The organism is Aequorivita soesokkakensis, assembly GCF_001641085.1.
In the GTDB taxonomy this organism is placed as follows: Bacteria; Bacteroidota; Bacteroidia; order Flavobacteriales; family Flavobacteriaceae; genus Aequorivita; species Aequorivita soesokkakensis.
Genome location: NZ_LXIE01000006.1, coordinates 1 through 26,646, shown reverse-complemented (window position 1 = coordinate 26,646; position 26,646 = coordinate 1). Strand labels below are relative to the sequence as shown.

Below are 26,646 nucleotides of genomic sequence, written 5' to 3'. Positions count from 1 at the left end.
AACCTGCAACCTGCAACCTGAATCCTGAAACAAAAAAAGACCACCCAGAGGCAGTCTTTTTCAAAATATATTTACCTATAAATTACTTTATTTCAAGTAATTCCAGTTCAAAGGTCAAATCTTGTCCGGCCAATGGATGGTTGGCATCCACGATGATAAAACCGTCCTTAACATCAGCAACGCGCAATTGGCGCTCGCTACCGTCAGGGTTTTTAGAAACAAGACCCATTCCAACTTCTGGCTTTATTTCCTGTGGAAGATTGTCATTCGGTATTTTTTGGAAAAGCTCTTTTTGAACTTCACCGTATGCTTCCTCTTTCGGGATAGTGATAGTTTTCTTTTCGTTCACTTTCATATCCACCAATCCTTTTTCAAATCCAGGAATTAAACGGCCTTCACCGAGTTTTACCTCTAGTGGCTCGCGTTGTACGGAACTGTCGAACACTTGTCCGTCATTCAGTTTTCCTGTGTAGTGAAGTTTTACGGTTTCATTTCCTTGTACTTGACTCATAATTTTGTTTTTACAATTATTGTTCAATAAGTGGGCAAAACTATGGGTTTCATTAGCCAATTCCACAGAATTAGAGCTATAATCCGTTGAATTAAGGAAAGATTAACTAACATTTATTCTTAGAACCATTACTTTAAACCCAATATAATTTAGTGAGAAGCAATTTAAAGCAATTATGATTTTAAAGTTTTCGGAAAAAAGTGTGGTAGCGGATTAATAAAGAAAAACTAATGAAATATTTCACTATCAAATTTTCTTTTACAATATTCAAGAATTATATTTTCAAAGTTTAATTTATAAAAATGATCCCTGTGTGAGCAGGAAAATGTTATGGAAATTAAAAGCATAAACCCCTATAATGGAAAGGTATTAAATACCTACACGGAATTAAGTGATAAACAGTTGTTCCAAAAGTTAGAGAAATCTTCAAAAGCTTTTGAAAAATGGAGGAAAGTGCCTTTAAAAGAAAGGGCATCTCTTATGAAGAATGCAGGGCAAGTGCTAAGAGACAATGTTGAAGAATATGCAAAAATGATAACCTTGGAAATGGGCAAACCAATAAAAGAATCACGTGCCGAAGTAAATAAATGTGCTTGGGTTTGTGATTATTATGCTGAAAATGCGGAAGCTTTTTTGGCAGATGAAATGATAAAAACCGATGCTCAAAAAAGCTTTGTGCATAAAGAACCAATTGGGACGGTTTTAGCTATTATGCCTTGGAACTTTCCTTTCTGGCAAGTTTTCCGTTTTGCAGCACCTACATTAACCGCAGGAAATGTTGGATTACTGAAACACGCTTCCAATGTATTGGGCTGTTCCAAAAAGATAGAAGAAGTTTTTAAAAAAGCAGGATTCCCAAAGGACGTTTTTCAGAGCTTAATTGTTAATCACGATAAAATTGAAAAAATTATAGAAAACGATATTGTGAAAGCAGTAACCTTGACCGGTAGTGAAAAGGCGGGTTCTGCCGTTGCCCAGATTTCTGGAAAACACATTAAAAAAAGTCTTTTGGAACTGGGTGGAAGTAACGCTTTTATAGTTTGGGATGATGCCGATATTGACAAAACTGTAGCCACAGCCCTCACAGCGCGAATGCTTAACTGCGGCCAAAGTTGCATTGCGGCTAAACGCTTTATTTTAATGGAAGGCATTTATGACGAATTTGTTGAAAAATTCACAAAGGGGGTTATAGAGCTCAAATCTGGAGATCCCATGGAAGAAGAAACCAAAATTGGACCTTTAGCAAGAGAAGACTTGGCTGATGAATTACAAAAACAAGTTCAAGCTTCCATAAAGAAGGGGGCAAAATTAATTTTGGGTGGAAAACAAAACGGAGCTTATCATGAACCCACCATTTTGGGAAATGTAAAGCCAGGAATGCCCGCTTTTGATGAAGAAACTTTTGGCCCTTTGGCGGCAATGATAAAAGTAAAAACTATTGAAGAAGCTTTCAGGCTTTCGGAACAATCTAAATTTGGACTAGGAGTTACAGTTTGTACTTCTAATATTGAAAAAGCACTTGAGTACGTTGGCGCTGTGAGTGATGGCGCTTATTTTATAAACGAATTGGTAAAGAGCGACCCAAGATTGCCATTCGGTGGGCAAAAACGCTCTGGCTATGGCCGTGAACTCGCCAAAGATGGAATGATGGAATTTGTAAATAGGAAGACGGTTTATGTGAAATAGGAATTACTTTCCGATACAAAAATTAGCAAAAATATTCCCTAACAATTCGTCATTTGAAATTTCTCCGGTAATTTCTCCAAAGTAATGTAGCGCTTGGCGAATGTCAATCGCCAGTAAATCACCACTCAAACCACTGTCAATGCCTTCCTGTACTTTAATTATTTCTTCCAAAGCTTTTAACATAGCATCATAATGGCGGCTGTTTGTAACGATGGTTTCGTTGTTGCGAAGTGCGCCCGTGTTTACAAAATCAAGCAGTTTGTTTTGAAGTTCTTCAAAGCCCAGTTTTGTTTTTGCTGAAAGTAACAAATACGAAGACCCTTCCACGGCGCTCAGGGTGACATTGAGTTGTTGTATTTCTTGTTCGGTAAGCTTGTCAACTTTATTGGCAACTATTAAAAGGTTTTTTAATGGATATTTATTTTTAATGGTTTCAATCTCCACTTTAAACTTGGAACTTTCAACTTTGAACTTTTCAGCATCAAAAAGATAAATTACAACCTGTGCCTGTTCTATTTTCTGAAATGTTTTTTGAATCCCTAAACCTTCAATAACGTCCACCGTTTCTCGAATTCCCGCCGTATCAATAAAGCGGAAACCAATGCCACCTATGGTTATTTCGTCTTCAATAGTGTCACGTGTGGTTCCCGCAATGTCGCTCACAATGGCACGTTCCTCATTAAGCAAAGCATTCAGTAGGGTAGATTTTCCAACATTTGGTTCACCAACAATAGCAACTGGAATACCATTTTTTAAAACATTTCCTGTGGCGAAGGAATCTATAAGTCGTTTAAGAACGTGTGTTATTTTTGATATAAGTTTTTGAAATTCCTCCCTATTGGCGAATTCCACATCTTCTTCGGCAAAATCGAGTTCTAGTTCAATGAGGGAAGCAAAATTCAAAAGTTCCTCACGAAGTTTTTTTATTTCCGAAGAAAATCCACCGCGCATCTGTTGCATTGCCAATTGATGACTGGCCGCACTATCGCTGGCAATCAAATCGGCCACGGCTTCCGCTTGGCTCAAATCCATTTTTCCGTTTAGGAAAGCACGCAATGTAAACTCACCCGCTTGTGCCATTCTGCAACCCTTCCGAAGGCATAATTGCATAATTTCCTGTTGAATATAATTGCTTCCGTGGCAAGAAATTTCTACTACATCTTCACCTGTATAACTATTTGGGTTTTTGAAAATAGTCAGCAATACTTCATCTATAACACGTTCGCCTTCTTTTATATTTCCTAAATGTACAGTGTGTGTTTTTTGCTTTGCAAGTTCCTTTCCGGAGATGGAAATAAATATTGATGAAGCAAAATCGATTGCATTCGGTCCTGAAAGCCTAATAATTGCTATTGCTCCCGCACCCGCTGGAGTTGCCATTGCCACTATGGTATCTGTGTGTGTCATTGGCTGCAAAGGTAACATTACTTTGGAAATGTTTTAAAAGTTTATGGAACCTGAAATTACCGCAAAAAAAAGGGGTCGCACGAATGCCACCCTTTTTTCATTGTTGAATATTAATTTCAATTAATAAGCAAAATTCTTAAAGTTTCCGCTCATAGTGATTGTTGGTCCTGCGCCCGAAATTGCGGTAATGGTAAAGTTTCCGGATATCAAACGTCCGTCCTCGGTTTCAGGATTTGCAACGTTTTCAACGATATTTATCTCTCCATCGGAAGAATTGTAAGTTACCTGGTTGGTTTGATCCCTAATTATTACGTTAGTTACAAATCCGTTGGTAGCAACGTCACCAACTATTTTGGTGATCCCACTTCCAAAACCTCCTGACTGATTTAAAAAGATACGTACAATGTTAGTATTTTCATCGGTTACCGCAAGTGTTAGGCCATTATCAGAATAATCCGCTGAGTAAAACCCCAAGCGAGACGCGTAATTGCTGCCAAAGCCTCCACCATTTATAGTGGCGCTAAATTCAGCATCCGGAGCGCTTCCGCCACCATCATCATCTTTTTTGGAACAGGAAATAATCAATACGGAAAGAAAAAGAATGCAAATTGTTTTTAAAGTTTTCATGTGTGTAGTTTTAAGTTATTATTTATTTTAAGGATTAAACTAACTGCACATCGAAATGGTTAGGAGAATGTCATCAGCATTTTTTAAAATAAAAAAATCCGCTCTTTCGGCGGATTTTCTTCAATCTTATTATTTAAAAATTAATAATCGAAAAGTCTAGTTGTTAAGCATTACAGGCATTACAAGCATGGTCACTGTTTCACCTTCATCAAGCCCATCTACTGGAGTAAGAATTCCTGCGCGGTTCGGTAGGCTCATTTCCAAAGAAACTTCATCGCTTGTTAGATTATTCAGCATTTCTGTTAAGAAACGGCTGTTGAAACCAATTTGCATATCGTCACCTTGGTAATCACAAGTTAAACGCTCTTCAGCTTTGTTGCTGTAGTCAATATCTTCTGCTGAAATGTTCAGTTCGGCCCCAGCAATTTTTAAACGGATTTGGTGTGTAGTTTTGCTTGAGAATATAGAAACACGACGAACGGAATTCAAAAACTGGTTTCTGTCGATAACCAATTTGTTAGGGTTTTCCTTCGGAATAACCGCTTCGTAGTTAGGGTATTTCCCGTCAATCAAGCGGCAAACCATTTCAGTATTTTCAAAAATGAATTTAGCGTTGCTGTCGTTATATTCAATTGTTACATTTTCTTCGCTCCCGGCAAGTATGCTTTTCAAAAGCGTCAAAGGTTTCTTCGGCATTATGAATTCGGCTGTTTGCGAAGCGCTAATATCGTCACGGGTATATTTCACTAATTTATGGGCATCGGTTGCAACAAATACCAAATTGTCTGTTGAAAACTGAAAGAAAACACCGCTCATTACGGGTCTTAAATCGTCATTCCCAGAAGCAAAAATTGTTTTGCTGATTGCAGTTGCTAGCACATCGCCTTGAACTACTGTAGAAGATGGGTCTTTCAATTCCACAGCGTTTGGAAATTCTTCCCCACTAGCATATGCCAACGCATATTTACCGTGGTTGCTGCTTATTTCAATAGTGTTGTTGTCTTCAACAGTAAACGTTAATGGCTGTTCAGGAAATGTTTTTAGCGTTTCCAGCAAAAGTCTTGCAGGAATACAAACCATTCCTTTTTCGGTACTTTCTACTTCAAGTTTGGAAGAAATTGTTGTTTCCAAATCTGAAGCCGATACGGTAAGCGATTTTTTGTCTAGGTTGAAAAGAAAATTATCTAAGATAGGCAGGGTATTATTGTTGTTTATAATACCGCCCAAAACTTGCAGTTGTTTTAATAAATACGAACTCGATACGATGAATTTCATTGAATATTTATTTTTTTGATCAGAATAATGATAAACCCTTTGTTTTAAGGATACCTACAAATATATTTCAAATGAAGTGTTTGTTAAAACAAACTTATCAACATTTAACGTGTGTATTTGCGTTTGCGGTAGAAGCTGAAACCAATTCCGAAAATGGCCAGTAACACCAACGGTAGCAATAGGTTAAGAACCTGCCACTTTGCGCGTTGTTCTACGGTTTTTTGTTGATCTAGAAATGGAACCGCAATTTGCCGTGTTCGAATGTTTATAAGTCCACTATCGTCCAAAAGGTAATTGACCGTATTCAGCAAAAATTCCTTATTTCCATAAAAAGAATTGGTCATTTTATCGAAGCCTAATTCCAAAGGACGATTGCCCTGCATTTGGTTTTTAATTACGTCGCCATCACTAATAATAACCATTTTTGAATCCTTCCCATCATCAATATTTTTTAAGTCACCTTCCAATTTTAAAGGCTTTACACGGTTTTTAAATACTGAAGTGAATTTCCCTTCCAGTAAAACTGCCAAAGGCACTTCTCCAGCATTGAACTCATTTGGATTTGGACCTTCATTAACTATTTGCAAATTCTTCGGAATTTCCTCATCAAAATCAATTGGCGAAGGCAACCCAACAATTTTTGTAATTGGTGAAGTGGAAAGTAGAACAGTTTTTTTGATATTGTTCGGTAGCGTATCGATGACGCTGGCATAATCAAACTTTACTGCTTCAATATTCGAAACAATCGGGTGATTGTTTGCACTGCTGCTTAACGGACTAAAAAACCAGGGATAGCGGTTGTATTGTGCTTCGCGCTCGTCGCCATTGGCTAAAACAATTGGAGCTGAATACACATCTTTCACTAAATTTGGGTTGATACGAATGCCATATTTAAAGAAGAAATCATTCAAATTCAAATCCTTTCCGAAGGCAAAAGTGTTCCCAGAAACCGTGTCAACCTGCATTTGCGTGGCGTCCAAAAGCCAAAGTGATTTGCCGCCGTTCATAATATATTGGTCCAGCACATATTTTTCAGCATCGCTAAAAGATTCTGTAGGTTGTGCGGCAACAATCAAATCAAAGCTTTCCAAAGCTTTTAAGGTTTTCTCGGGATTGGACGAAACTGAATCTAAAGTGAATGGAGCTATAAAATAATAGTCCCGAAGTGTTCCAAAAAAATCAGCAATGTAGCGGTCATCATATTCCCCGTTTCCTTTTAAAACTGCAACTTTTTTAGATTTTTGTGTAGCCAATTTTTTAAAAGCATCTGCAAAGGAATACTGCAAATTTTGAAGCGAGCTGTTCACTCTTTCCTCGGAAGTAGCGCCCAATTGGTTTTTCAATAAAGGAATTTTAACAGATTTCCCATCGTAATGGGCGAGTGCCCACGGATAAACAAGTTCGGTGCTTTGCTTACCGCTTTCGGTTACGGAAACTTGTGCGGGTGTCAATCCAAATTTTTCAAATTGCGATTGAAATGCTTCGTTCCCTTTTTCGGTTGGGTTTATAAATTCAAATTTTATATTGTCATTATAAGCTGAGAATTCGTCCAAAAGTTGTTCGGTTTCACTTTGGAGCCTTCGGAATTCCGGTGGAAAATTTCCTTTCAAAAAAACATCTACAATAACTGGCGAATTTACTTTGTCAACAATCTGTTTTGCTTCCTCGGAAAGAGTGAAACGTTTATCCTGTGTAAGATCGAAGCGTTTGTAGAAATAACTTCCGAGGATATTTAAAAGAAGCAGTCCTCCAATCAAGATTGCTAATGAAACGATATTTTTTTTAATTGAAGTATTCATTATTGTTGCTTCAATTTAAAGATGGTCAACGCAATGAAAAAGACCGTTACGCTCAAAAAGTAAATCAAATCGCGCGTGTCCAAAACCCCGCGCGCAACGCTGTCAAAATGTGCCTTCATTCCCAAATTTGAAATATCAAAAGTGGAAGAAGTAAACCCTTCAAACCCATAATAGAGCGCAAAACAAAGAAATACCGCAATAATAAAAGCCACGATTTGGTTCTGCGAAAGCGTAGACGAAAAAATGCCAATGGAAGTATAGGCAAGTACTAAAAATAACAGGCCAATATAAGAGCCCATCGTGCTTCCAACGTCCCAATTACCGGGTGGATTTCCCAATTCAGAAATTGTAAAAACATATAATATTGTTGGAACCAAAGCGATACTAATAAGGATTACTGCTCCAAAATATTTTCCCAGTACAATTTGTTTCAATGAAACAGGTTTGGTGAGCAAAAGTTCCAAGGTGCCCATTTTCATTTCATCACTAAAGGCACGCATACACACGGCGGGAATTAAGAATAATAAAACCCAGGGCGCAAGTTCAAAATAGGGGGAAAGGTCTGCAAAACCTGAATCGAGTATGTTGTAATTCCCACTGAAAACCCAAAGAAACAAACCGTTTATAACTAAAAAAACAGCAATCACCAAATAGCCGATGGTGCTGGAAAAGAAGGAGTTTATTTCGCGTTTTATTATAGTGAGCATTTATTTATTTTAATGAATGAAGTGTATCAACACTCCAAGCTTCTGCTTTTTCTTTAAACATTGGTTTTGTTACACTCCAAACTTCTTTAAAAAGCGTACTGTTTCTGTAGTTTTCCAAATCTGTTTCATCTTTCCAACGGCTGTAAGTGAAAAAGATTGTTTCGTTATTTTTATCGTTGTAAAGTTCCAAAAATGTACAACCTGGAAAATTTCGAATCTTTTCTTTCACTTCTTCAAAATTAGATAGAAAAGCGGGGATGTTCTCTTTTTCAAATTCCATTTTTACAATTCTTGTGAACATATTTTCAGTCGTCGGTTATGGGTTGTCTGTTATTAGCTATTGATTGTTTTCTGAAATAAAATTGATTGTAATTGTATCTCTAAATTCAAGGCCAAATAAGCTTGAAGCGCCTCCAATGGAAGTAGGATTACTTTTATAGATTGCCAATTCCAAAAATTGGGATGAATTCCAAAGGGCCAATCTTTTCCCGTCTTCTTCACGTTTTTCGGGAGGTTGCTCAAAATTAATTGCATCGCTATAATGCGTGTGTATTTTACTGAATTTTTCTGAACGGGCGTTGATTAAAAATTCCCTTCCTTTTCCAACGTTTTCAAACAGTTTTTTTGTGATGTTACTAATTACGTTCCCATAATTGTCAATATAAATTACGTTTCCAATTATTTGGCTTTCTTTATTGCTAACCACAGGGCGAATGCCTGTTAACTCTTTGATTTCGGAAATATTCTTCCCAATAACTTCCAATGTTCCGCCACGGGCAATATGTCCGGCAACTTTCACAAAAACATCCAAAACCGGGAAATTGCTAATAACGCGATCGTGAATATTTATTTCAACAATTTTTTCGGGACGAATTTCTGATGTAAGCATTGAAATTATTCCATTGTCCGCACACACAAAATAATGGCCGTCCATAAAAACCGCAATGTGTTTATTTTCAGGATTTAACTCAGAATCTACGCCAATTACATGGATACTTCCCTGTGGAAAACTCTTGTATGCATTTTGAATTATATATGCAGCTTCGTGAAGATGGAATGGGGAAACGGAGTGCGAGATATCAACAATTTTAGCATCTTCCATTTCGGTGTAAATAGCTCCTTTTACCGCGCCAACAAAGTGATCTTTTTCTCCGAAGTCAGTTGTGAGTGTAATTATTGGCATAAATGATTGTTGATATTTTCTTAAAAGAGTTACCACAAAAATAGGTTACTTTTGTTAGTAGCAAAACTATTTTTTGCATATTCCAAATAATAAAAAAGCACGCCTTTTGAACGAACTTATCATCGAACTTACAGAGATCAGTCCAAGAGATTTCTTCGGACTTGAAAATGCAAATATTGACCTTCTTAAAAAATATTTTCCCAAACTGAAAATCGTTGCTCGCGGTAACAAAATCAAAGCGTATGGCGATGAAGATGTATTGGAGGAATTTGATAGGCGTATAAATATGCTTTTGGAACAGTATGCCAAATACAACAAAATTGACGAAAACGTAATTGAACGTGTACTTTTAAGCCGAAATAAAGAAGAATACGAAACTCCCGCTGGTAGTGGAGAAATAATTGTTCACGGCGTTAGCGGAAAACCTGTAAGGCCACAAACCGCAAACCAACGGAAACTGGTTGCGCTAATGGGAAAAAACGATATGGTTTTTGCAGTTGGCCCAGCTGGAACCGGTAAAACTTACACAGGTGTTGCGCTTGCTGTTAAGGCGCTGAAAGACAAGGAGGTGAAACGCATCATCTTAACAAGACCTGCAGTAGAAGCTGGGGAAAATTTAGGTTTCCTTCCGGGAGATTTAAAAGAAAAACTCGATCCCTACATGCAACCATTATATGATGCGCTCCGCGATATGATTCCTGCGGAAAAGTTGGCTTCCCATATTGAGACTGGCGTGATTCAAATTGCACCTTTGGCTTTTATGCGCGGACGAACTTTGGATAATGCCTTCGTAATTTTGGACGAAGCCCAAAATACAACCCACGCCCAAATGAAGATGTTTTTGACCCGTATGGGAAAAAACGCAAAATTTATGATTACTGGCGATCCCGGGCAGATTGACCTACCACGTCGAGTTATTTCAGGGTTGAAAGAAGCATTGTTGGTTTTAAAGGATGTAAAAGGAGTTGGAATGATTTATTTGGACGACAAAGATGTTATCCGTCACCGTTTGGTGAAAGAAGTGATTGCTGCTTACAAGAATATTGAAAACGTAGACTAAGAAATCCAAAAATATTAAACTCCAAATTCCAATTTTTAAATCGAAAATCGTATATCTAAAATCAAAATGAGTAATACCATAATTTCAACAGATTTCAATTTCCCCGGACAAAAAAGTGTTTACCACGGGAAAGTCCGTGAAGTCTATACTTTGGAAAACAATAAACTTTTAATGGTCGCTACGGACAGGCTTAGCGCTTTTGATGTAGTGATGCCGAAGGGAATTCCGTATAAAGGTCAAATTCTAAACCAGATTGCAACTAAAATGATGCGTGATACGCAAGATTTGGTTCCAAATTGGTTAATTGCTACGCCAGACCCAAATGTTGCTATTGGCGAGGCCTGCGAGCCTTTTAAAGTTGAAATGGTAATCCGTGGTTATATGAGTGGCCATGCTGCAAGAGAATACAAAGCAGGAAAGAGAATTCTTTGTGGCGTTACTATGCCAGAAGGAATGATGGAAAATGATAAGTTTCCCCAGCCAATAATCACTCCTGCCACCAAAGCAGAAATGGGCGATCACGACGAAGATATTTCGCGTGAAGATATTTTGAAACGTGGAATTGTTTCGGAAGCTGATTATCTTCAGTTGGAAGATTACACACGAAAACTTTTTCAACGTGGAAGTGAGATTGCAGAAAAACGAGGATTAATTTTGGTTGATACTAAATATGAATTCGGAAAAACGAAAGATGGAAAAATTGTTCTTATTGATGAAATCCATACTCCGGATTCTTCCCGTTATTTTTATGCTGAGGGTTATGAAGAGCGTCAAAAAAATAATGAACCACAAAAACAGCTTTCCAAGGAATTTGTGCGTCAATGGTTAATCCAAAATGGTTTTCAAGGTTTGGATGGACAGAAAGTTCCTTTTATGAGCGATGAATATATTGAAACCGTTTCCGAAAGATATATTGAGCTTTATGAAAATATTACCGGTGAAAAATTCGTGAAAGCTGATGTTTCGAGTATTCATTCGCGCATTGAAAAAAATGTTTTGGAATATTTAAATAAAAAATAATTGCTTATTATCTTAAGTTAAAATTAAGATTGGCTTCAAATTAAAATTAACAAAACCCTTTATGAGTTTCTGCTCTTAAAGGGTTTTTATCGTTTTGTAAATTTAATAAATTGTTAATGATTTTAATTATTGGGAAATATTTAACAAATTGATTTAAAACCACTTTCACTACTTCTGCGTAAGTAATTGTTAAATAAAAGAATTGTCTAACAAAAACTACCAAGTATGAAACAATTATTTACGCGAAATTTTTTCCTATTAATTTCAATCACACTGATAACGGCAATGTCCTATGGACAAACCTATAATGTTACCAATGGTAACAACAACGGAGCCGGATCTTTAAGACAAGCCATAAATATGGCCAATGGAGACGCATTTTCTCCATCTACAATTACCTTTGATCCAGGAATTACTGTTGTATATACAGGGGGCCAAATTACAGTTACTGACAATATTATTATAAATGGTAATATTGATGGATCTACTATTTTAGATGGAACTACAGGTAACAATAGGGCTTTCTATTTTGACGGCTCAGAAGGCTTAATAAATAATTTAGCTATTCAAAACTTTTCACACACTGCAAATGGTGCGGCAATTAGAGCTGTAAATTCACCATCATTAACAATAAATAATAGTACTTTTTTAGATAATACTTCAAGTGGTGCTTTTGGTGGTGGAGCTATTGTATTAAACAATACATCTGGGTTTATAGACAATACGGTTTTTTCTGGAAACTCTGCAACTGACCCTATTGCAGGAAGTGGTGGTGCTATTATTGTTCGAGGTAATGGAAATCTTGATATTTCAAATAATTCTACATTCACAGGAAATAGTGCAGTTCGCGCTGGTGGTGCTGTTGAATTTGCTTCCACTGGAACATTAAATATAAGTAGTGTTGTATTTAATAGCAATACTGCTACAGGCATTACAGCTCCAGGGAATGGAGGTGCTCTGCATATAACTGGAGCGGCCAATACAACAATTACAGGCGGTTCAGCTCTTAATAATTCTGCTGCAAATGAAGGTGGGGCGTTTTGGAACGGAACTGGAACAATGATTGTTAATGGAGTGTCTATTACGGGAAATTCCGCTTTGGGCGCAAACACTGGAGGTGGTGGTTTATTCAACAACGGCGGAATACTTTCCGTTGATGCAGCAACAACGCTTTCTCAAAACATTGCAATGGGTGCAACTCCCGGCGGACGCGGTGGGGCAATTTTCAACAATACTGGTGGTACGCTTACTTTGTCTTCTGGCTTAAATATTAACGGAAACTATGCAAGTAGAGCTGGTGGTGCAATTGAAGACGCATCTGGTGGAACTTTGATGTTAACTGGAATCACTTTGGAAGGAAATTCCGCAGGCTCTGATATCGGCTTGGGAACAATGGCGAATCCTGGAAACGGAGGCGCTTTGCATTTGTCAGGTGCAACTTCAGCAACAATTTCTGGAAGTACTATACAAAATAACCAAGCCGCACAAGAAGGTGGCGGTCTTTGGAATAACGTAGGAATGATGACTATTAGCGGTTCAACCATTTCAGGAAATATGGCTTCTGGTAATTTGGCCGATGATGGCGGTGGCGGAATTTTTAATAATGGAGGAGCCTTGATGGTTGCTTCAACAACAATTTCAAATAACATAGCAGATGGAACTGCCGGTTCCGGTGGAGGTATTTTCAGCCTTACTCCAGGAACGTTGAACATAAACGGAATAAATATTACTGGAAACACTGCAAATAGAGCGGGTGGAGGTATTGAAATACTTGCTTCGCCAGGTGAATTATACAGTTTTTCAAATGTTACTTTACGAAACAACATTGCAACTGGAGCAACTGCCCCAGGTAATGGTGGAGCTTTTCATATTAGTGGTGGTGGAAATTCAACATTTACCAATTGTATTGTTCAAAATAACACAGCCGTTGAAGGTGGTGGATTATGGAATGGTACTGGAATAATGACTATTACGGGAAGCGATACTGAATTAAGCGAAAACGAAGCTACGGGAAACAATCCTGAACAAGGCGGCGGTGCTCTTTATAATGACGGTGGTACAATGAATATTGATTCCTTCGCAGATATTTTTAGCAACATTGCAACTGGAATCTCTGGTTCTGGAGGAGCTATTTTGAGTACTTCGGGAACATTGAATATCAATTCCGCGGCGCTTACTTCAAACGGTGCAAACCGCGCTGGTGGAGGAATTGAAATTATTGATGGAACAGCAAATCTTGTTGATTTGCAATTAATCCTTAACGATGTAAATGGAACTGCCACGGGTGGAACTCCAAATCCGGGTAATGGAGGAGGACTTCACGTAACGGGCAATTCGGCCAACGTAACCTTAAGCGGAATTGTATTTTTTAATTCGGCCGCTTCCGAAGGTGGAGGATTGTGGAACAACGGCGGAACAATGACAGTTCAAGCTGGAAATGTAATTTTTGGAGATACATTCATAGATTTAAATACTGCCGCGGGAAATGCAGCCGATAATGGCGGTGGAGGTGTTTTCAACAATGGAGGAACACTTACGCTTGCCCCAGGAACTCAAGTAGTGCGAAATGTTGCAAGTGGAACCGCAGGTTCTGGTGGTGGCGTTTTCAACTTAACTCCGGGAATTTTGGCAGTTGATGGTGTTACTTTTGAAGACAATACAGCAAATAGAGCTGGTGGTGCAATAGAATTGAATTCTGCTATGGGTGAAACCTATACTTTCAATGATGTTGTAATGAATCAAAATACGGCCAATGCGCCAGCTCCAGGAAATGGAGGAGGACTTCATATTAGCGGTCCCGGAAATGTAAATTATAGCGGCGGAAGCGTAACCAATAACATCGCCTTTGAAGGTGGTGGTCTTTGGAATGGTACAGGAACAATGACCGTTTCAGGAACTACAATTACAGGGAACAAAGCAACTGGTGATGCAACCGGAGGCGGTGGAATCTTTAATAACGGAGGGATTTTAAATGTAGATTCTGCAACAAATCTTACTGCTAACGTTGCAATGGGAGCAACTCCCGGAGGCCGTGGCGGTGCTTTGTTCAATAATACAGGTGGAATTTTAAATGTTGCAATTGGAAGTACAATCTCAGGAAATTATGCAAGTCGAGCTGGTGGTGCTATTGAAGATGCTTCAGGTAATACTTTAACTTTAGACGGCGTTACTTTAAGCGGAAACTCAGCTGGTGTCAATATCGGCTTGGGAACAATGGCAAATCCTGGAAATGGAGGAGCAATTCACCTTTCTGGAACTACAAATGCAGACATTTCAAACAGTACGATTCAAAATAACCTTGCTGCCCAAGAAGGTGGTGGACTTTGGAACAACACTGGAATTATGACTGTTGAAACAACAATGCTAAGTGGAAACATTGCAAGCGGAGTTTTGGCGGATGATGGAGGTGGAGCACTTTTCAACAATGGTGGAACACTTAATGTTTTAGCTGGTACAGAAATTACAAATAATACCGCAAATGGAACAGCTGGTTCTGGTGGTGGAATTCATAGTACGGCTGGAACAGTTACTGTAACAGACGCAATAATTACAGACAACGTAGCAAACCGTGCGGGCGGTGGAATTGAAATTGCCGCAGGAACCTTAACAATGTCAGCAACTACACTTAATACAAATAATGCTGGCGTTGCACCAGCCGTTGCTGCACCCGGAAATGGTGGAGGTCTTCACGTTGGTGGAACTGGAAATGCAACCATAACTGGCGGAACTGTTGATGCAAACATTGCTGCTGCCGAAGGTGGTGGTCTTTGGAATGGAGGCGGAACATTGACAGTTGATGGCGTACCAGTTACCAATAACATTGCAAGCGGAGCAAATGCCGACAATGGAGGTGGAGGAATCTATAATGATGGTGGTACATTAGATATTCTTGCGGGAACTTCCATAAAAAATAATATTGCGGATGGAGCTTCTGGTTCTGGTGGTGGAATTTTATCTACTGCGGGTACTTTAAATATTGCGGCTATTCAAATAACCCAAAACTATGCAAATCGTGCAGGTGGAGGAATAGAAACTATTGATGGCACTTTAAACTTAGACGGAACTATCGTTGCTTTCAATGATGTAAATGGAACTGCTGGAACTCCAAATCCGGGTAATGGTGGTGGAGTACATATTTCAGGAGCTACTACTACAACTGTTAACGATGCAACTGTTTCTGGAAATAACGCCTTTAATCAAGGTGGCGGACTTTGGAATCAAGCAGGAAGTACAATGAACGTTTCCAATACAATGATTAATTTGAATAATGCTATCAGCGGTGCTGGTGGTGGCGGAATTTACAACAACGGGGGAGACCTTAATGTTACTGACGGAACTATTCAAAGCAATTTTGCAAAAGGAACTTCTGGTTCTGGTGGCGGAATTTTAACTACAGCTGGCGCTGTAACAATTACAGGAGCAATGATTGATGGTAATGCCGCAAATCGCGCCGGTGGTGGAATTGAAATTGTTGTAGGAACTTTGGATATTACAAATACTACTTTAATTGGTAATAAAGCTGATATCGCCGCAGGCACTCCAAACCCAGGAAATGGTGGTGGAATGCACGTTACAGGAATTGCAACTGTAAATATTTCAGGAAGTACCCTAACCAATAACGATGCAGCAAGCGAAGGTGGTGGTCTTTGGAACCAAGTAGGAAGTACAATGACCGTTGATAGCACTTTATTGGATAGCAATCAAGCTGCTGGGGATGACGCGACAAACGGGGGTGGAGGTATCTTTAATAATGGAGGTACTTTAATCGTTCAGAATTCTTCAACTATATCTAACAATGCTGCAACTGGAACCGCTGGTTCTGGGGGTGGAATCCAAAATGTGGATGGAGGTTCTTTAACTGTTAATGACTCTAATATTTCAAACAATTCAGCTAAAAGAGCAGGGGGTGGTATTGAAGACAATTCTTCGGTAACTCCCGGCACTGTTACACTTTTGAATACCAACCTAGATAACAATACTGTTGGAAATGCGCCCGGAAACGGAGGTGGATTTCATATAACAGGTCCCGGAATTGCAACGATAACAAATGGTACCGTAAACGGAAATACAGCCAAAGCAGAAGGTGGAGGTTTGTGGAATGGAAGTGGAACAATGACAGTGGATAATGTTACTATAGATGGAAACACTGCAAGCGGAAATGACGCAGACCAAGGTGGTGGCGGTATTTTCAATGAAGGAGGTACATTAATTGTTCAAAATGGAACAGTTGTTAGCAATAATATGGCAGACGGAACTTCGGGTTCTGGTGGTGGTATTTTGAATAACCTAGGAACTTTGACAGTTACCGATTCTGAATTAAATGGAAATACGTCAATGAGAGCAGGTGGTGCTATTGAAGAAAATTCAATTGCAGGAAGTCTTCTTTCTTTAACCAATACTGATTTGATGAACAATAGCACAGCTTCCGCTCCAGGAAACGGGGGTGGACTTCATATATCTGGTGCTGGCGATTCAAACATTACTGGCGGAAACGTAAGTGGAAACACTGCATCTAGAGAAGGTGGTGGACTTTGGAATGGAGCTGGTATTATGACTGTTGATGGAACTACAATTGATGCAAACATTGCTAGCGGTCCTATGGCCGATGATGGTGGCGCAGGTATTTTCAACAATGGCGGTACTTTAAATGTTTTGAATGCTACAATTTCAAATAACATCGCTGATGGAGCCGCTGGTTCCGGTGGTGGAATTTTTAATAATGAAGGAACACTTACAGTTACAGATTCAGATTTGACCGGAAATACTTCAATGCGTGCCGGTGGTGCAATCGAAGAAAAGTCTGTTGCTGGAAGCCTTTTGACCCTGACAAATACAAATTTAATGAACAACAGTACAGCTTCAGCGCCTGGAAACGGTGGTGGAGTTCATATTACTGGTCCCGGTGACTCAAACATTACTGGCGGAACTGCAAGCGGAAACACCGCTTCAGCTGAAGGTGGCGCATACTGGAACGGTACCGGAACCATGACAATTGACGGAACAACCGTTGATGGAAATACTGCAAGTGGTGCTGCTGCCGATCAAGGTGGTGGAGGTATTTTCAACGAAATGGGAACATTGAATGTTTTGAATGCCACAATTTCGAATAATATTGCAGACGGAGCCGCTGGTTCTGGTGGTGGTATTTTGAACAATCTTGGAGTCTTGACGGTTTCTGATTCTGAATTGAGTGGAAACACTTCAATGAGAGCTGGTGGCGCAATTGAAGAAAATTCAATTGCTGGAAGTGAGCTGAATCTTACGAATGTAATTTTCACTTCGAATACAACTTCAGCTTCCCCCGGAAATGGTGGTGGACTTCACATTACAGGTGCTGGTGATTCAAACATTACAGGTGGTTCTGCAACTGGAAACATTGCTGCTGCTGAAGGTGGTGCACTTTGGAATGGAACTGGAATTATGATTGTTGACGGAATGACGATTGATTCCAACACAGCTCAAGGAGCCGATGCCGACAACGGTGGTGGTGGCGTTTTCAACAATGGAGGAACGCTGAATATTGTGAATGGAACGTCAATCACAAACAACCTTTCAACCGGAGCCGCTGGTTCTGGAGGTGGATTGTTGAGTACTGCGGGTGATGTTACAATTACAGATTCTTCATTAAGCGGAAACTCAGCAAACAGAGCGGGTGGTGCTATTGAATTGATTGACGGAACACTTACGTTCACAAATTCTGATATGTCAAACAACGACGTTAACGGAACCGCAGGAACGCCAGCCCCAGGAAATGGTGGTGGTTTCCACGTAACAGGAAATAGTGGTTTAATTACTATTTCAGGAAGTACGGTTTCAGGAAACGAAGCTGCCCGTGAAGGTGGTGGACTTTGGAACCAAAGTGGAACAGTTATGAATGTTGATACAACAACAATTGATGGAAACAGTTCATTCGGAACGGCTGCAGATGACGGGGGAGCTGGTATTTTCAATAACGGCGGCATTTTAGAGGTTACAACTTCAACTATTTCGAATAATTCGGCAAGCGGAGCAACAAGTTCTGGTGGTGGTATTCACAATGCTTCTGGCGGAGATGTAATAGTTATGCGAAGTACAATTTCTACCAACACAGCCAACGGCGCTGGAGCTGGAATTTACAACAACGGAGCAAGTTTTGATTTAAATGCGGTAACCGTTGCAATGAACAACGCCCTTTCCGACGGAGGTGGTATTCAAAGTGAAACTACAACTTCTTTAAAAAATACTTTGGTTGCTCTTAATACAGGAATTTCTGGAGTTGATGTGAATGGAAATTTTGTATCGAATGATTACAATTTAATTGGAATGGACGACGCAAACGCTTTCCCTGAGCAGGCTAACGATATTGAGGAAGTTGACCCAATGCTTGCCCCGCTTCAAAATAATGGTGGTGTTACTGAAACACACGAATTAGTGGAAGGTTCTGTTGCATACAATGCTGGTGATCCTGCAGATTTATTCAACGACCAAATTGAACAAGCAATTTTTGGAGGAATCCGTGATATTGGAGCTTTTGAAGCACAAACCATTTTACTTTCTATTGAAGATATTACAGAAGGTGGAAGTGGAATCGTGATTTATCCAAACCCATCAAGAGGTTTTGCAACGGCTAAAATTCCTGCAACTTTCGGAAACGATATTCAAATAGTTATTGTTGAATTGGGCTCAGGAAAAATAGTTCGCAATTTCAAAACTTCAAATGGAGAAAAAGATTTAGATTTCAGCAGCTATTCTGATGGCGTTTATGTGATTAAAATTGTTTCGGAAACTTCAACTTCCACACACAGATTGATCTTGGCAAAATAATTTTGTTTGAATTAGGTTAAACCTAAAAACCCTTTCTGTAACAGGAAAGGGTTTTTTTATTTCCGTTCCCGAAAATTAAAACTGTGAACATATCCTAAACTAAGCTCTGTAAAATCGGCTTGTCCAAGATTTGCGTTGAGGTGGGCACCAATGTAGAAATTGTTTTTCGGCGCTTTTTCCATTCCTATTAAATAATATTTAAGCCCCAATCTTGAGGAAATGCGATGCTTTTTCTTAAAGCTTCCATCCAATTCCCCCAAAACCCAACTTCTCGAAATCTCTCGGGGTGTGTTGTCCCAACCTTCGTTAATGCGCCAGTCTAACTTATATGCAGGTTTATGAAGATTGTAACCCAATTGTAAATCAATTCCAAAATGGTTTAAAAATATTTCACCGTGTATGGTTATGCCCAGATTCGATGCATAATACCAAGGATTGCTTCTAAAATAATCAAACTCCCTTCCATTCTGCACCAAAGATTCGTTTCCTTCAATATAATCGTAATAATGTTGGTAAAAACGATAGTAAAAACCAATACCAATTTTAAATGTATTATTGTAAACGCGCCCGTATTCTCCAGCTATGGTATAAACATTTTTTCTATCATTAAAGGCAAGAGCAAAAGCATTTTGACCAAGACCAGCACGAAATGCATAATAATCATAAACAGTTCTTTTGTAGCTGGGAAGTATGTTTGCGGTGTCTATTCTTGGATTATTTAAAGGGTTTTTAATTTCTGCGGAAAGGCTTACCAAAAATGAATTATAACCTTGGTTAAGCAAACGTGTATGTCCGTTGGAGTGGTGTGAATAACCTAAACCTGTCCGCCAATCTATATTTTTTGTTGAAAGAAATTGGTAATATAAATACAATCTAAAGGCCCAAGTTATATCGGTAGTTACGGCTTGATTTTGTGGATTCGTTTCGGCATCAAATTTCTTTGTGAAATAGGAAGCGCCCATTCCCGTCAAAACTTTCCAACGATCACTTCCAAAAGCTTTGAATTCTATAAAAGGCATTGCTGTTATGCCGATTCCCAAACTATCTAAATTTCCAAAATCAGTAATTCCTATGGATAAGCCTGTTTTTGGAGCCTTCAGTCTTTGTGCCCATTCCTGAGGATTATTGTTTTGATAATTCCCAAAATTTAAAATTGCTTGCTTCTGTAACTTTGTGTCCGGAAAGCCATCATTAGATTCCATTGTTAACCCCAAAAGCAATTCTGGAGTAATTGTAAAAGCACTTTTTTTCCAATCTGCCTCCTTTTGGGCGAAACTGAAAAAAGTGACAAAAAGAAAGAAAATGGTTAGTTGTTGTTTCATTTGGCGCTGCAAGTAACAATTTCCCAGTTAATTTTAAAAATTTTAATCCTACATTCGTTGTAAATTTTAATTGTTCCTTTTGAAAGAACTAGACAATATTATTTCTGAAATGGCTTCCGCAGCCTGGGGTTTGCCGTTGTTGATTATTTTAATTGGCGGCGGCTTGTATCTTTTAATACGAATTAAACTCCTTCCTTTTCGTTATTTAGGACATGCCATTGCAGTTCTTCGCGGAAAATATGACAATGAAAGCGATGCTGGCGAAATAACACATTTTCAAGCTTTAATGACTGCACTGTCCTCAACAGTAGGGATGGGCAATATTGCAGGAGTGGCCGTCGCTATTGCCATTGGCGGTCCCGGAGCCGTTTTTTGGATGTGGGTGAGCGCCGTAATCGGGATGTCCACCAAGTTTTTCACGGCAACGCTTGCAATTCTTTATCGCGGAAAAGATAGCGAAGGAAAAATACAGGGCGGGCCTATGTATTTTATTATTGAAGGTTTGGGAAAAAAATGGATGCCGCTTGCAGTTTTTTTCAGTGTTGCGGGATTGGTTGGAGCTTTACCCGTTTTTAATGTAAATCAATTGACACAGGCAATTAACGATATTCTTTTAAAACCAGCCGGGCTATATAACGGTTTCCAAACCGATTTAATCATTGGGTTGGTTTTGGCCGCTATCACAGCAATTGTAATCTTGGGAGGCCTCTCGCGCATTAGTAAAACTGCTTCCAAAATGGTTCCTGGAATGGTGATTCTTTATTTTCTTTTGGTTTTGATAATTCTGATTACTCATATTGATGTACTTCCAAAGTATATGGGAATGATTTTCACTGATGCGTTTTCAGCAAATTTTTACAAAGGAGATACTTTCTTGGGCGGTGTTATTGGAGGCATTATTCTTTTGGGAATTCGGCGCGGAGCATTTTCAAACGAAGCAGGAATTGGAACGGCTCCCATGGCACACGGCGCAGCAAAAACAAATGAGCCCATTCGTGAAGGTTTGGTTGCGATGTTGGGTCCGGCAATAGACACTTTAATAATTTGCACGCTCACAGCTTTGGCAATTTTGGTTACGGGCGTTTGGCAGAGCAGCGATGCAAACGGAGTGAGTTTAACGGCATCTGCTTTTGAGGAAAGTATTCCTTTTTATGGAAAATACGGTTTATTGGCTTGTATTATTACGTTCAGTATTTCCTCACTTTTTTCATATTCTTATTACGGAAGTAAGTGTATGTCCTTTCTTTTTGGAGCTAAAAACAAAGGAATTTATAATTATTTCTACATTATAAGTATTCTAGTAGGAGCCACAACATCATTGAGTATGATGATTAATTTGATTGACACTTTCTTCGCGATGATGGCAATTCCCACAATGACCGCGACGGTGCTTCTTGCTCCAAAAGTTATAAAAGAGGCTAAAGGTTATTTTGAAAGACTTAAAAACAGTTAATTCAAACTGTCAAGTTTTTGGTTTACCAAAGCTGTAAATTTCTTTGCACCGTCTGGGTTTAAATGGTTTTCATTCAGAAAATCCTTCGCCGTGAATTGTAGTGTATCGGTTTCCTCTTTTAATAAAATTACGTTGTTGTATTTTTTCTTAATTACTGAAAGAACGATGTCCCGTCGCTGAACAACATTGGGATTTCTTTCCTTTAAATAAGTTTTATAAAGTGGAGGCGTGGCTACTATTACTTTTAGTTTTTTGGCTTGTAAATAATCCAACATTTCAAAAAGATAGGCAGTATTTTTTTTGAAAATAGCGGTGTCTTCCCTGTCGATAATCTTGAATTTATGCGAAGCTATTTTTGTTTCATCATAATTTAATTTTTTGAAGGCACCTTCATAATTATTAATGTCAAAACCATATTCGTTGAGTTGGGAATGATCGGTTTTATAAAAATAATAATCCATCAATTTATGCGAATAAAATCGTGGGTTTGAAAGATACACCAATCGATCCTTAAACCAAGTTGGCCTTTCAAAAGCATTGACATTATAATACTTTAGGTAAATCGTGTTTTTCCAATAATCATTTGGATGATGGGGCAATTCCAAATGATTGTATGATACTTCCAGTAAAACATATTTCAGTTTTGGTAACCTATCGATTGTCCCTTTTAAAATGTGGAAATCCTCATTATGGTGTTGTGAAGTAGATGCAAAATTTATAGCGTTTTCATCTGAAAGGGCAGGATTGAAGCCACATTTCATTTGTGAGGAACCCAAAGCCATAACTTCAATTTCTTGGAAATGTGTGTCTAAATAGGTGCCGAATACCTTGTAATTTATAGGAATATTCAAAACCAGTAGCTCTAAAATAAAATAGGCTATAATTACCGGAATGAAGAATCCCAAGCAATATTTTAGAAAACGTTTTTGTGTCTTGCTAAAACTGAAAATAGATAAAGTCCTCTTTGGGCCCGGCATATCGGAAAATTAAAAAAATGAAAATGTAATAAATAATCCAGCGCGTAGGTCTATTAACATATTTGTCGATTTGGGTCAACGGGAAATCTTTAATTCGGGTAATTACTTCCAAAGCAATCATTATAAAGAGAAAAAATATAAAACGCTTGTTAATAATGGAAGCTAAATTTTCACTGGGTATAAAGGAAAAGATTCTTTGTAAAATAATCTTTACTTCAGAAAGATTTTGACTTCTGAATAGAATACTAGAAATTGTAATGAACGAAAAACTAAAAAAGGGAAGCAGTATTTTTGGAATTGCTGATTTATGAAAAAGGCTGGATTTTCTTTCCTTTGATAATGGTGTTCTTTCCAAAATTATCAAAAATCCTTGAAAACCCCCGAAAATAATAAAAGTCCAATCTGCTCCATGCCAAAGGCCTATTAAGGCCATCGTTAAAAATATTGCAATATTTCTGCGAATGTTGCTACGTAGGTTTTTTTGAATTATTGGGAAATAAACATAGTCTGTAAACCATCGTGTTAGCGTAATATGCCAGCGTTGCCAAAATTCTGTTACACTTTTTGCTAAATACGGAATGTTGAAATTTTTACTCAGTTTGAAACCAAAAAGTTTTGCAGATCCTATTGCAATATCTGAATAGCCTGAAAAATCACCGTAAATCTGAATAAAGAAAAGTAAGGAGGCATAGAGCAATGAAAGGCTACCATAATCCTCGGGACTAGCATATATCATATTTACAATATAAGCGGCATTGTCCGCAATCACCATTTTTTTGAAAAGTCCCCATAAAATCTGGCGCAGACCTTCTTTTACTTCTTCTGTTTTAAAAGAACGTTTTTTACTGAATTGTGGCAGTAAATCTGAAGCTTTTTCAATTGGGCCAGCAACTAATTGTGGAAAGAAACTTACGAAGCAAAGAAAGTTTAGTAAGTTTCGCGTGGGTTCAATTCGTTTTTTATAAACATCAATACTGTAACTCATCGTTTGGAAAGTATAAAAACTTAAACCAACTGGAAGAATAAGATTTAAAGTACTGAAGGCATATTCTCCTTGTTGCATATTGAAGAGAACTGCAAACTCATCTATAAAAAAGTTGTAATATTTAAAAAGAAAAAGTACGCCTAAATTCCAAAGAACACTACTGTAAAGAAAAAGTTTTTGCTTGCCGTTACTTTCAGTGCTTTTAATAGCAAGTGCAGCAAAATAATCTACCAAGGAGCTTGCAACAATTAGCAATAAAAAACGCCAATCCCAAAGCCCATAAAAAAAATAGCTTGCAAGAAGCAGAATCGCATTTTGTGCTTTTATTCTTTTAAAGCCAACCGCCCAATAAAGAAACAGAGTAATGGGAAGAAACAATCCAAATGAAAAGGAGTTGAATAACAAAAGTGTGGGATTTTGCGGTAAATATAATAAAAAACAGACCGCTGCAAATTTTCAATTGCAACGATCTGTTTTGTTTGTAGTTCTTATATTTAAAATTCAGATTTTATTTTAAAAGACTTAATCAAAATAACTAAAAGTTTCACCGTCTTTTATGGTCAAAAGTGTTTCGTAAATAAGTTTTATTACATTCTCCACATCATCTCGATGGACCATTTCAACGGTAGTGTGCATATAGCGCAAAGGCAATGAAATTAAAGCACTTGCCACGCCGCCGTTACTGTATGCAAAGGCATCGGTATCTGTGCCGGTTGCTCGCGATAATGCTGCACGTTGAAATGGAATCATTTTCTTTTCTGCGGTTTCAACTATTAAATCACGTAATTTTTGTTGAACTGCAGGAGCGTAAGCAATTACAGGCCCACAGCCAATTTCCGCCAATCCCTGTTTCTTTTTGTCAATCATTGGGGTAGTGGTGTCGTGGGTTACATCGGTAACTATTGCAACATTTGGTTTAATGCGTTCGGCAATCATTTCGGCACCTCGAAGGCCAATTTCTTCCTGAACGGAATTTGTTATATAAAGTCCGAAAGGAAGTTTGTTTTTGTTTTCGTGAAGCAATCTAGCAACTTCTGCAATCATAAAACCGCCCATTCTGTTGTCTAAAGCACGGCACACAAATTTATCTTCGTTCAAAATATGGAATTGATCGGGATAGGTTATTACGCAGCCCACGTGGATACCCATTTTTTCAACTTCTTCCTTATCCTTTGCGCCCACATCTATAAAAATGTTTTCGGGCTTTGGGGTTTCTTCTTTTGCTTTATCGCGTGTATGGATTGCTGGCCAACCGAAAACACCTTTTTTAATGCCATTCTTAGTGTGGATATTCACAATTTTTGAAGGTGCTATTTGGTGATCACTGCCACCATTCCTTATTACATAAAGAAGTCCGCTATCACATATATAGTTTACATACCAAGAAATTTCATCTGCGTGTCCTTCAATAACTACCTTAAATTTAGCTTTTGGGTTTATAACGCCCACTGCCGTTCCGTAGGTGTCCGTGAAAAACTCATCAACGTAAGGCTTCAGATAATTCATCCAAATTTTTTGCCCGTCCCACTCATAGCCAGTGGGTGCTGCGTTGTTTAAATATTCCTCTAAAAATTTTAATGATTTGTCGTTTAATATTGAAGTAGTCATAAATTATTTTTTCTGAAAAGATGTATGTTCGGTAAAATTAGCAATTTCTTATTAAGCCCAACAATGCAATTTGCTTATTTTTGGAACGTTTTTAGATGACACATGGTTTTTATTAAAACAATTTGAATGAAATTCAATACAGCTATATATATATGTATTCTCATTTTCAACTGCACTTTAGCTTTGGCACAGGTTGAAAACGAATCTCTTGAAAAGCAAAAGGATTCCACTGAGATTATGTATTACATTATTAAAGGAGACACCATTGCCCGTGAAATAATTAATCTTGAAGAAGTATATCTCTTGAAGAAGGTTAAATTCATGTCAGAGCAGGATAGGCGCCGTTATTTAATTTTAAGAAGAAAAACCCGAAAAGTCTATCCATACGCCAAACTTGCCGCCGAAAGGTTGACAACAATGACAGAAAGGTTAAAAACTATAGATAATAAAGGAGATAGAAGGAGGTATACCAAGCGCGTACAGAACTATATTGAAGGCGAGTTTTCCGAAAAACTAAAGAAACTTACACATACTGAAGGCCAAATACTGGTAAAGCTCATCCACAGACAAACGGGCCGAACGGCCTATGATCTTGTAAAAGAACTGCGCACGGGATGGCGGGCTTTCTGGTATAATACTACAGCCAATCTTTTTGAGATTTCCCTCAAAGAAGAATACCAACCTTTTGAGGTAAAAGAAGACTATTTAATTGAAGACATTCTCGAAAAATCCTTTCGCGAAAACATACTTGAGCGCCAAGCTCCCGCATTTCCAATTGATTATATTGATTTGACTTCTTATTGGAATAAAAAAGCTGTTAATAACTAAAACAGGTTAGAGGTTGCACAGAAGTTTTAAAGGCAGTACTTTTGAAGTTCGCTCTTTTAATTTTTTGAATGTCCATTAATTCACTGAATATGCCAGTTTTATGGGTTCAGGCAATAATTATTCATAAAGTTTTCTGCTTGCTTAGTAGTTCGTTTAAACTTTTTTAAATTATAATTATGTAGCTTTCAACAGCTTGAAACCTGTTGATAAAAAACATTCAAAAAAAATCAAATTAAGTTTGGTAGATTAAAAAAAGGGGTTGTATATTTGCACCCGCTTAGAGAAACAGGCACGGTCTTAAAAATGGTGAAAAGGAAATAATAGCAACGGTTCAACTCCGTTCCACCAACAATTGAATCTTTATTTTTAATAAAGAAAAGTTCATTGAGATATTG

Annotated in this window: 18 protein-coding genes; 6 read left to right on the top strand and 12 right to left on the bottom strand. The window is 38.2% G+C overall.

The genetic code is table 11. The features are described 5' to 3' along the window. Positions 1–82: 82 nt before the first annotated feature. A complete protein-coding gene (locus A7A78_RS04410) occupies positions 83–511 on the bottom strand; it encodes an FKBP-type peptidyl-prolyl cis-trans isomerase (protein ID WP_068761244.1) in 429 nt (142 codons plus the stop codon). A 330-nt stretch (positions 512–841) separates the two neighbouring features. Here A7A78_RS04410 and A7A78_RS04405 point away from each other — a divergent pair, with 330 nt between their 5' ends. Then, positions 842–2,197 carry an NAD-dependent succinate-semialdehyde dehydrogenase gene (locus A7A78_RS04405; protein ID WP_068761243.1) on the top strand — a complete coding sequence of 452 codons (1,356 nt, stop codon included), beginning with the start codon at positions 842–844 and terminating at the stop codon, positions 2,195–2,197. A gap of 3 nt (positions 2,198–2,200) precedes the next feature. Here A7A78_RS04405 and mnmE read toward each other — a convergent pair whose 3' ends face one another. From mnmE to A7A78_RS04370, 7 genes are all read right to left on the bottom strand, one after another. Beyond that, the gene (mnmE, locus tag A7A78_RS04400; RefSeq protein ID WP_068761242.1) at positions 2,201–3,604 is read right to left on the bottom strand and encodes a tRNA uridine-5-carboxymethylaminomethyl(34) synthesis GTPase MnmE; all 1,404 of its coding nucleotides are present in this window, start codon (positions 3,602–3,604) and stop codon (positions 2,201–2,203) included. Between the two features lie 120 nt (positions 3,605–3,724). Continuing rightward, a complete protein-coding gene (locus tag A7A78_RS04395) occupies positions 3,725–4,231 on the bottom strand; it encodes a hypothetical protein (RefSeq protein WP_068761241.1) in 507 nt (168 codons plus the stop codon). Positions 4,232–4,387: 156 nt separating this feature from the next. Beyond that, positions 4,388–5,506, bottom strand: a complete 1,119-nt coding sequence (gene dnaN / locus A7A78_RS04390; protein ID WP_068761240.1) for a DNA polymerase III subunit beta — start codon at positions 5,504–5,506, stop codon at positions 4,388–4,390. 104 nt (positions 5,507–5,610) lie between these two features. Continuing rightward, the gene (gene gldG, locus A7A78_RS04385; RefSeq protein ID WP_068761239.1) at positions 5,611–7,305 is read right to left on the bottom strand and encodes a gliding motility-associated ABC transporter substrate-binding protein GldG; all 1,695 of its coding nucleotides are present in this window, start codon (positions 7,303–7,305) and stop codon (positions 5,611–5,613) included. Then, positions 7,305–8,012, bottom strand: coding sequence for a gliding motility-associated ABC transporter permease subunit GldF (gene gldF / locus A7A78_RS04380; protein WP_068761238.1), 708 nt, complete (start codon positions 8,010–8,012; stop codon positions 7,305–7,307). Before gldF ends, gldG begins: the two co-directional genes overlap by 1 nt. A 4-nt stretch (positions 8,013–8,016) precedes the next feature. Further along, on the bottom strand, positions 8,017–8,313 hold the full coding sequence (locus A7A78_RS04375; RefSeq protein WP_068761237.1) for a putative quinol monooxygenase: 297 nt from the start codon (positions 8,311–8,313) through the stop codon (positions 8,017–8,019). Positions 8,314–8,349: 36 nt separating this feature from the next. Further along, on the bottom strand, positions 8,350–9,195 hold the full coding sequence (locus A7A78_RS04370) for an SAM hydrolase/SAM-dependent halogenase family protein (protein WP_068761236.1): 846 nt from the start codon (positions 9,193–9,195) through the stop codon (positions 8,350–8,352). A 106-nt stretch (positions 9,196–9,301) separates the two neighbouring features. Between A7A78_RS04370 and A7A78_RS04365 the strand changes: the two genes are divergently transcribed. The 3 genes from A7A78_RS04365 (at position 9,302) to A7A78_RS04355 (ending at position 19,078) form a co-directional block, all read left to right on the top strand. After that, the gene (locus A7A78_RS04365) at positions 9,302–10,255 is read left to right on the top strand and encodes a PhoH family protein (RefSeq protein ID WP_068761246.1); all 954 of its coding nucleotides are present in this window, start codon (positions 9,302–9,304) and stop codon (positions 10,253–10,255) included. A gap of 66 nt (positions 10,256–10,321) precedes the next feature. Continuing rightward, positions 10,322–11,275: a phosphoribosylaminoimidazolesuccinocarboxamide synthase gene (locus A7A78_RS04360; RefSeq protein WP_068761235.1), complete on the top strand. Its 954-nt coding sequence runs from the start codon at positions 10,322–10,324 to the stop codon at positions 11,273–11,275. A gap of 225 nt (positions 11,276–11,500) precedes the next feature. Further along, positions 11,501–19,078, top strand: coding sequence for a choice-of-anchor Q domain-containing protein (locus A7A78_RS04355; protein WP_094746036.1), 7,578 nt, complete (start codon positions 11,501–11,503; stop codon positions 19,076–19,078). A 56-nt stretch (positions 19,079–19,134) separates the two neighbouring features. Here A7A78_RS04355 and A7A78_RS04350 read toward each other — a convergent pair whose 3' ends face one another. Further along, positions 19,135–20,400 carry an acyloxyacyl hydrolase gene (locus A7A78_RS04350; protein ID WP_068761233.1) on the bottom strand — a complete coding sequence of 422 codons (1,266 nt, stop codon included), beginning with the start codon at positions 20,398–20,400 and terminating at the stop codon, positions 19,135–19,137. Positions 20,401–20,509: 109 nt separating this feature from the next. On the opposite strand from A7A78_RS04350, the gene A7A78_RS04345 reads away from it, so the two are divergent. After that, complete coding sequence (locus A7A78_RS04345) at positions 20,510–21,853, top strand: alanine/glycine:cation symporter family protein (protein WP_423190697.1); 1,344 nt, start codon at positions 20,510–20,512, stop codon at positions 21,851–21,853. Here the strand turns inward: A7A78_RS04345 and A7A78_RS04340 are convergent. The 3 genes from A7A78_RS04340 to A7A78_RS04330 all read right to left on the bottom strand — a co-directional run bounded on the left by A7A78_RS04340 (position 21,850) and on the right by A7A78_RS04330 (position 25,423). Continuing rightward, positions 21,850–22,758, bottom strand: coding sequence for a hypothetical protein (locus A7A78_RS04340; protein ID WP_068761232.1), 909 nt, complete (start codon positions 22,756–22,758; stop codon positions 21,850–21,852). The genes A7A78_RS04345 and A7A78_RS04340 overlap by 4 nt on opposite strands. A gap of 31 nt (positions 22,759–22,789) precedes the next feature. Continuing rightward, complete coding sequence (locus A7A78_RS04335) at positions 22,790–24,220, bottom strand: MBOAT family O-acyltransferase (protein ID WP_068761231.1); 1,431 nt, start codon at positions 24,218–24,220, stop codon at positions 22,790–22,792. A 117-nt stretch (positions 24,221–24,337) separates the two neighbouring features. Continuing rightward, on the bottom strand, positions 24,338–25,423 hold the full coding sequence (locus A7A78_RS04330; RefSeq protein WP_068761230.1) for a M42 family metallopeptidase: 1,086 nt from the start codon (positions 25,421–25,423) through the stop codon (positions 24,338–24,340). 126 nt (positions 25,424–25,549) lie between these two features. Here A7A78_RS04330 and A7A78_RS04325 point away from each other — a divergent pair, with 126 nt between their 5' ends. Next, entirely contained in the window at positions 25,550–26,251 is a 702-nt protein-coding gene (locus tag A7A78_RS04325) for a DUF4294 domain-containing protein (protein WP_068761229.1), read from the top strand. Positions 26,252–26,646 lie beyond the last annotated feature (395 nt).

Bases quoted from the DNA above. Each gene is read 5' to 3' on its own strand.
- dnaN (WP_068761240.1), bottom strand. From the start codon at position 5,506: ATGAAATTCATCGTATCGAGTTCGTATTTATTAAAACAACTGCAAGTT.
- A7A78_RS04405 (WP_068761243.1), top strand. From the start codon at position 842: ATGGAAATTAAAAGCATAAACCCCTATAATGGAAAGGTATTAAATACC.
- A7A78_RS04350 (WP_068761233.1), bottom strand. From the start codon at position 20,400: ATGAAACAACAACTAACCATTTTCTTTCTTTTTGTCACTTTTTTCAGT.
- mnmE (WP_068761242.1), bottom strand. From the start codon at position 3,604: ATGACACACACAGATACCATAGTGGCAATGGCAACTCCAGCGGGTGCG.
- A7A78_RS04395 (WP_068761241.1), bottom strand. From the start codon at position 4,231: ATGAAAACTTTAAAAACAATTTGCATTCTTTTTCTTTCCGTATTGATT.
- A7A78_RS04330 (WP_068761230.1), bottom strand. From the start codon at position 25,423: ATGACTACTTCAATATTAAACGACAAATCATTAAAATTTTTAGAGGAA.
- A7A78_RS04375 (WP_068761237.1), bottom strand. From the start codon at position 8,313: ATGTTCACAAGAATTGTAAAAATGGAATTTGAAAAAGAGAACATCCCC.
- A7A78_RS04325 (WP_068761229.1), top strand. From the start codon at position 25,550: ATGAAATTCAATACAGCTATATATATATGTATTCTCATTTTCAACTGC.
- A7A78_RS04360 (WP_068761235.1), top strand. From the start codon at position 10,322: ATGAGTAATACCATAATTTCAACAGATTTCAATTTCCCCGGACAAAAA.
- A7A78_RS04345 (WP_423190697.1), top strand. From the start codon at position 20,510: ATGGCTTCCGCAGCCTGGGGTTTGCCGTTGTTGATTATTTTAATTGGC.
- A7A78_RS04410 (WP_068761244.1), bottom strand. From the start codon at position 511: ATGAGTCAAGTACAAGGAAATGAAACCGTAAAACTTCACTACACAGGA.
- gldF (WP_068761238.1), bottom strand. From the start codon at position 8,012: ATGCTCACTATAATAAAACGCGAAATAAACTCCTTCTTTTCCAGCACC.
- A7A78_RS04370 (WP_068761236.1), bottom strand. From the start codon at position 9,195: ATGCCAATAATTACACTCACAACTGACTTCGGAGAAAAAGATCACTTT.
- gldG (WP_068761239.1), bottom strand. From the start codon at position 7,305: ATGAATACTTCAATTAAAAAAAATATCGTTTCATTAGCAATCTTGATT.
- A7A78_RS04355 (WP_094746036.1), top strand. From the start codon at position 11,501: ATGAAACAATTATTTACGCGAAATTTTTTCCTATTAATTTCAATCACA.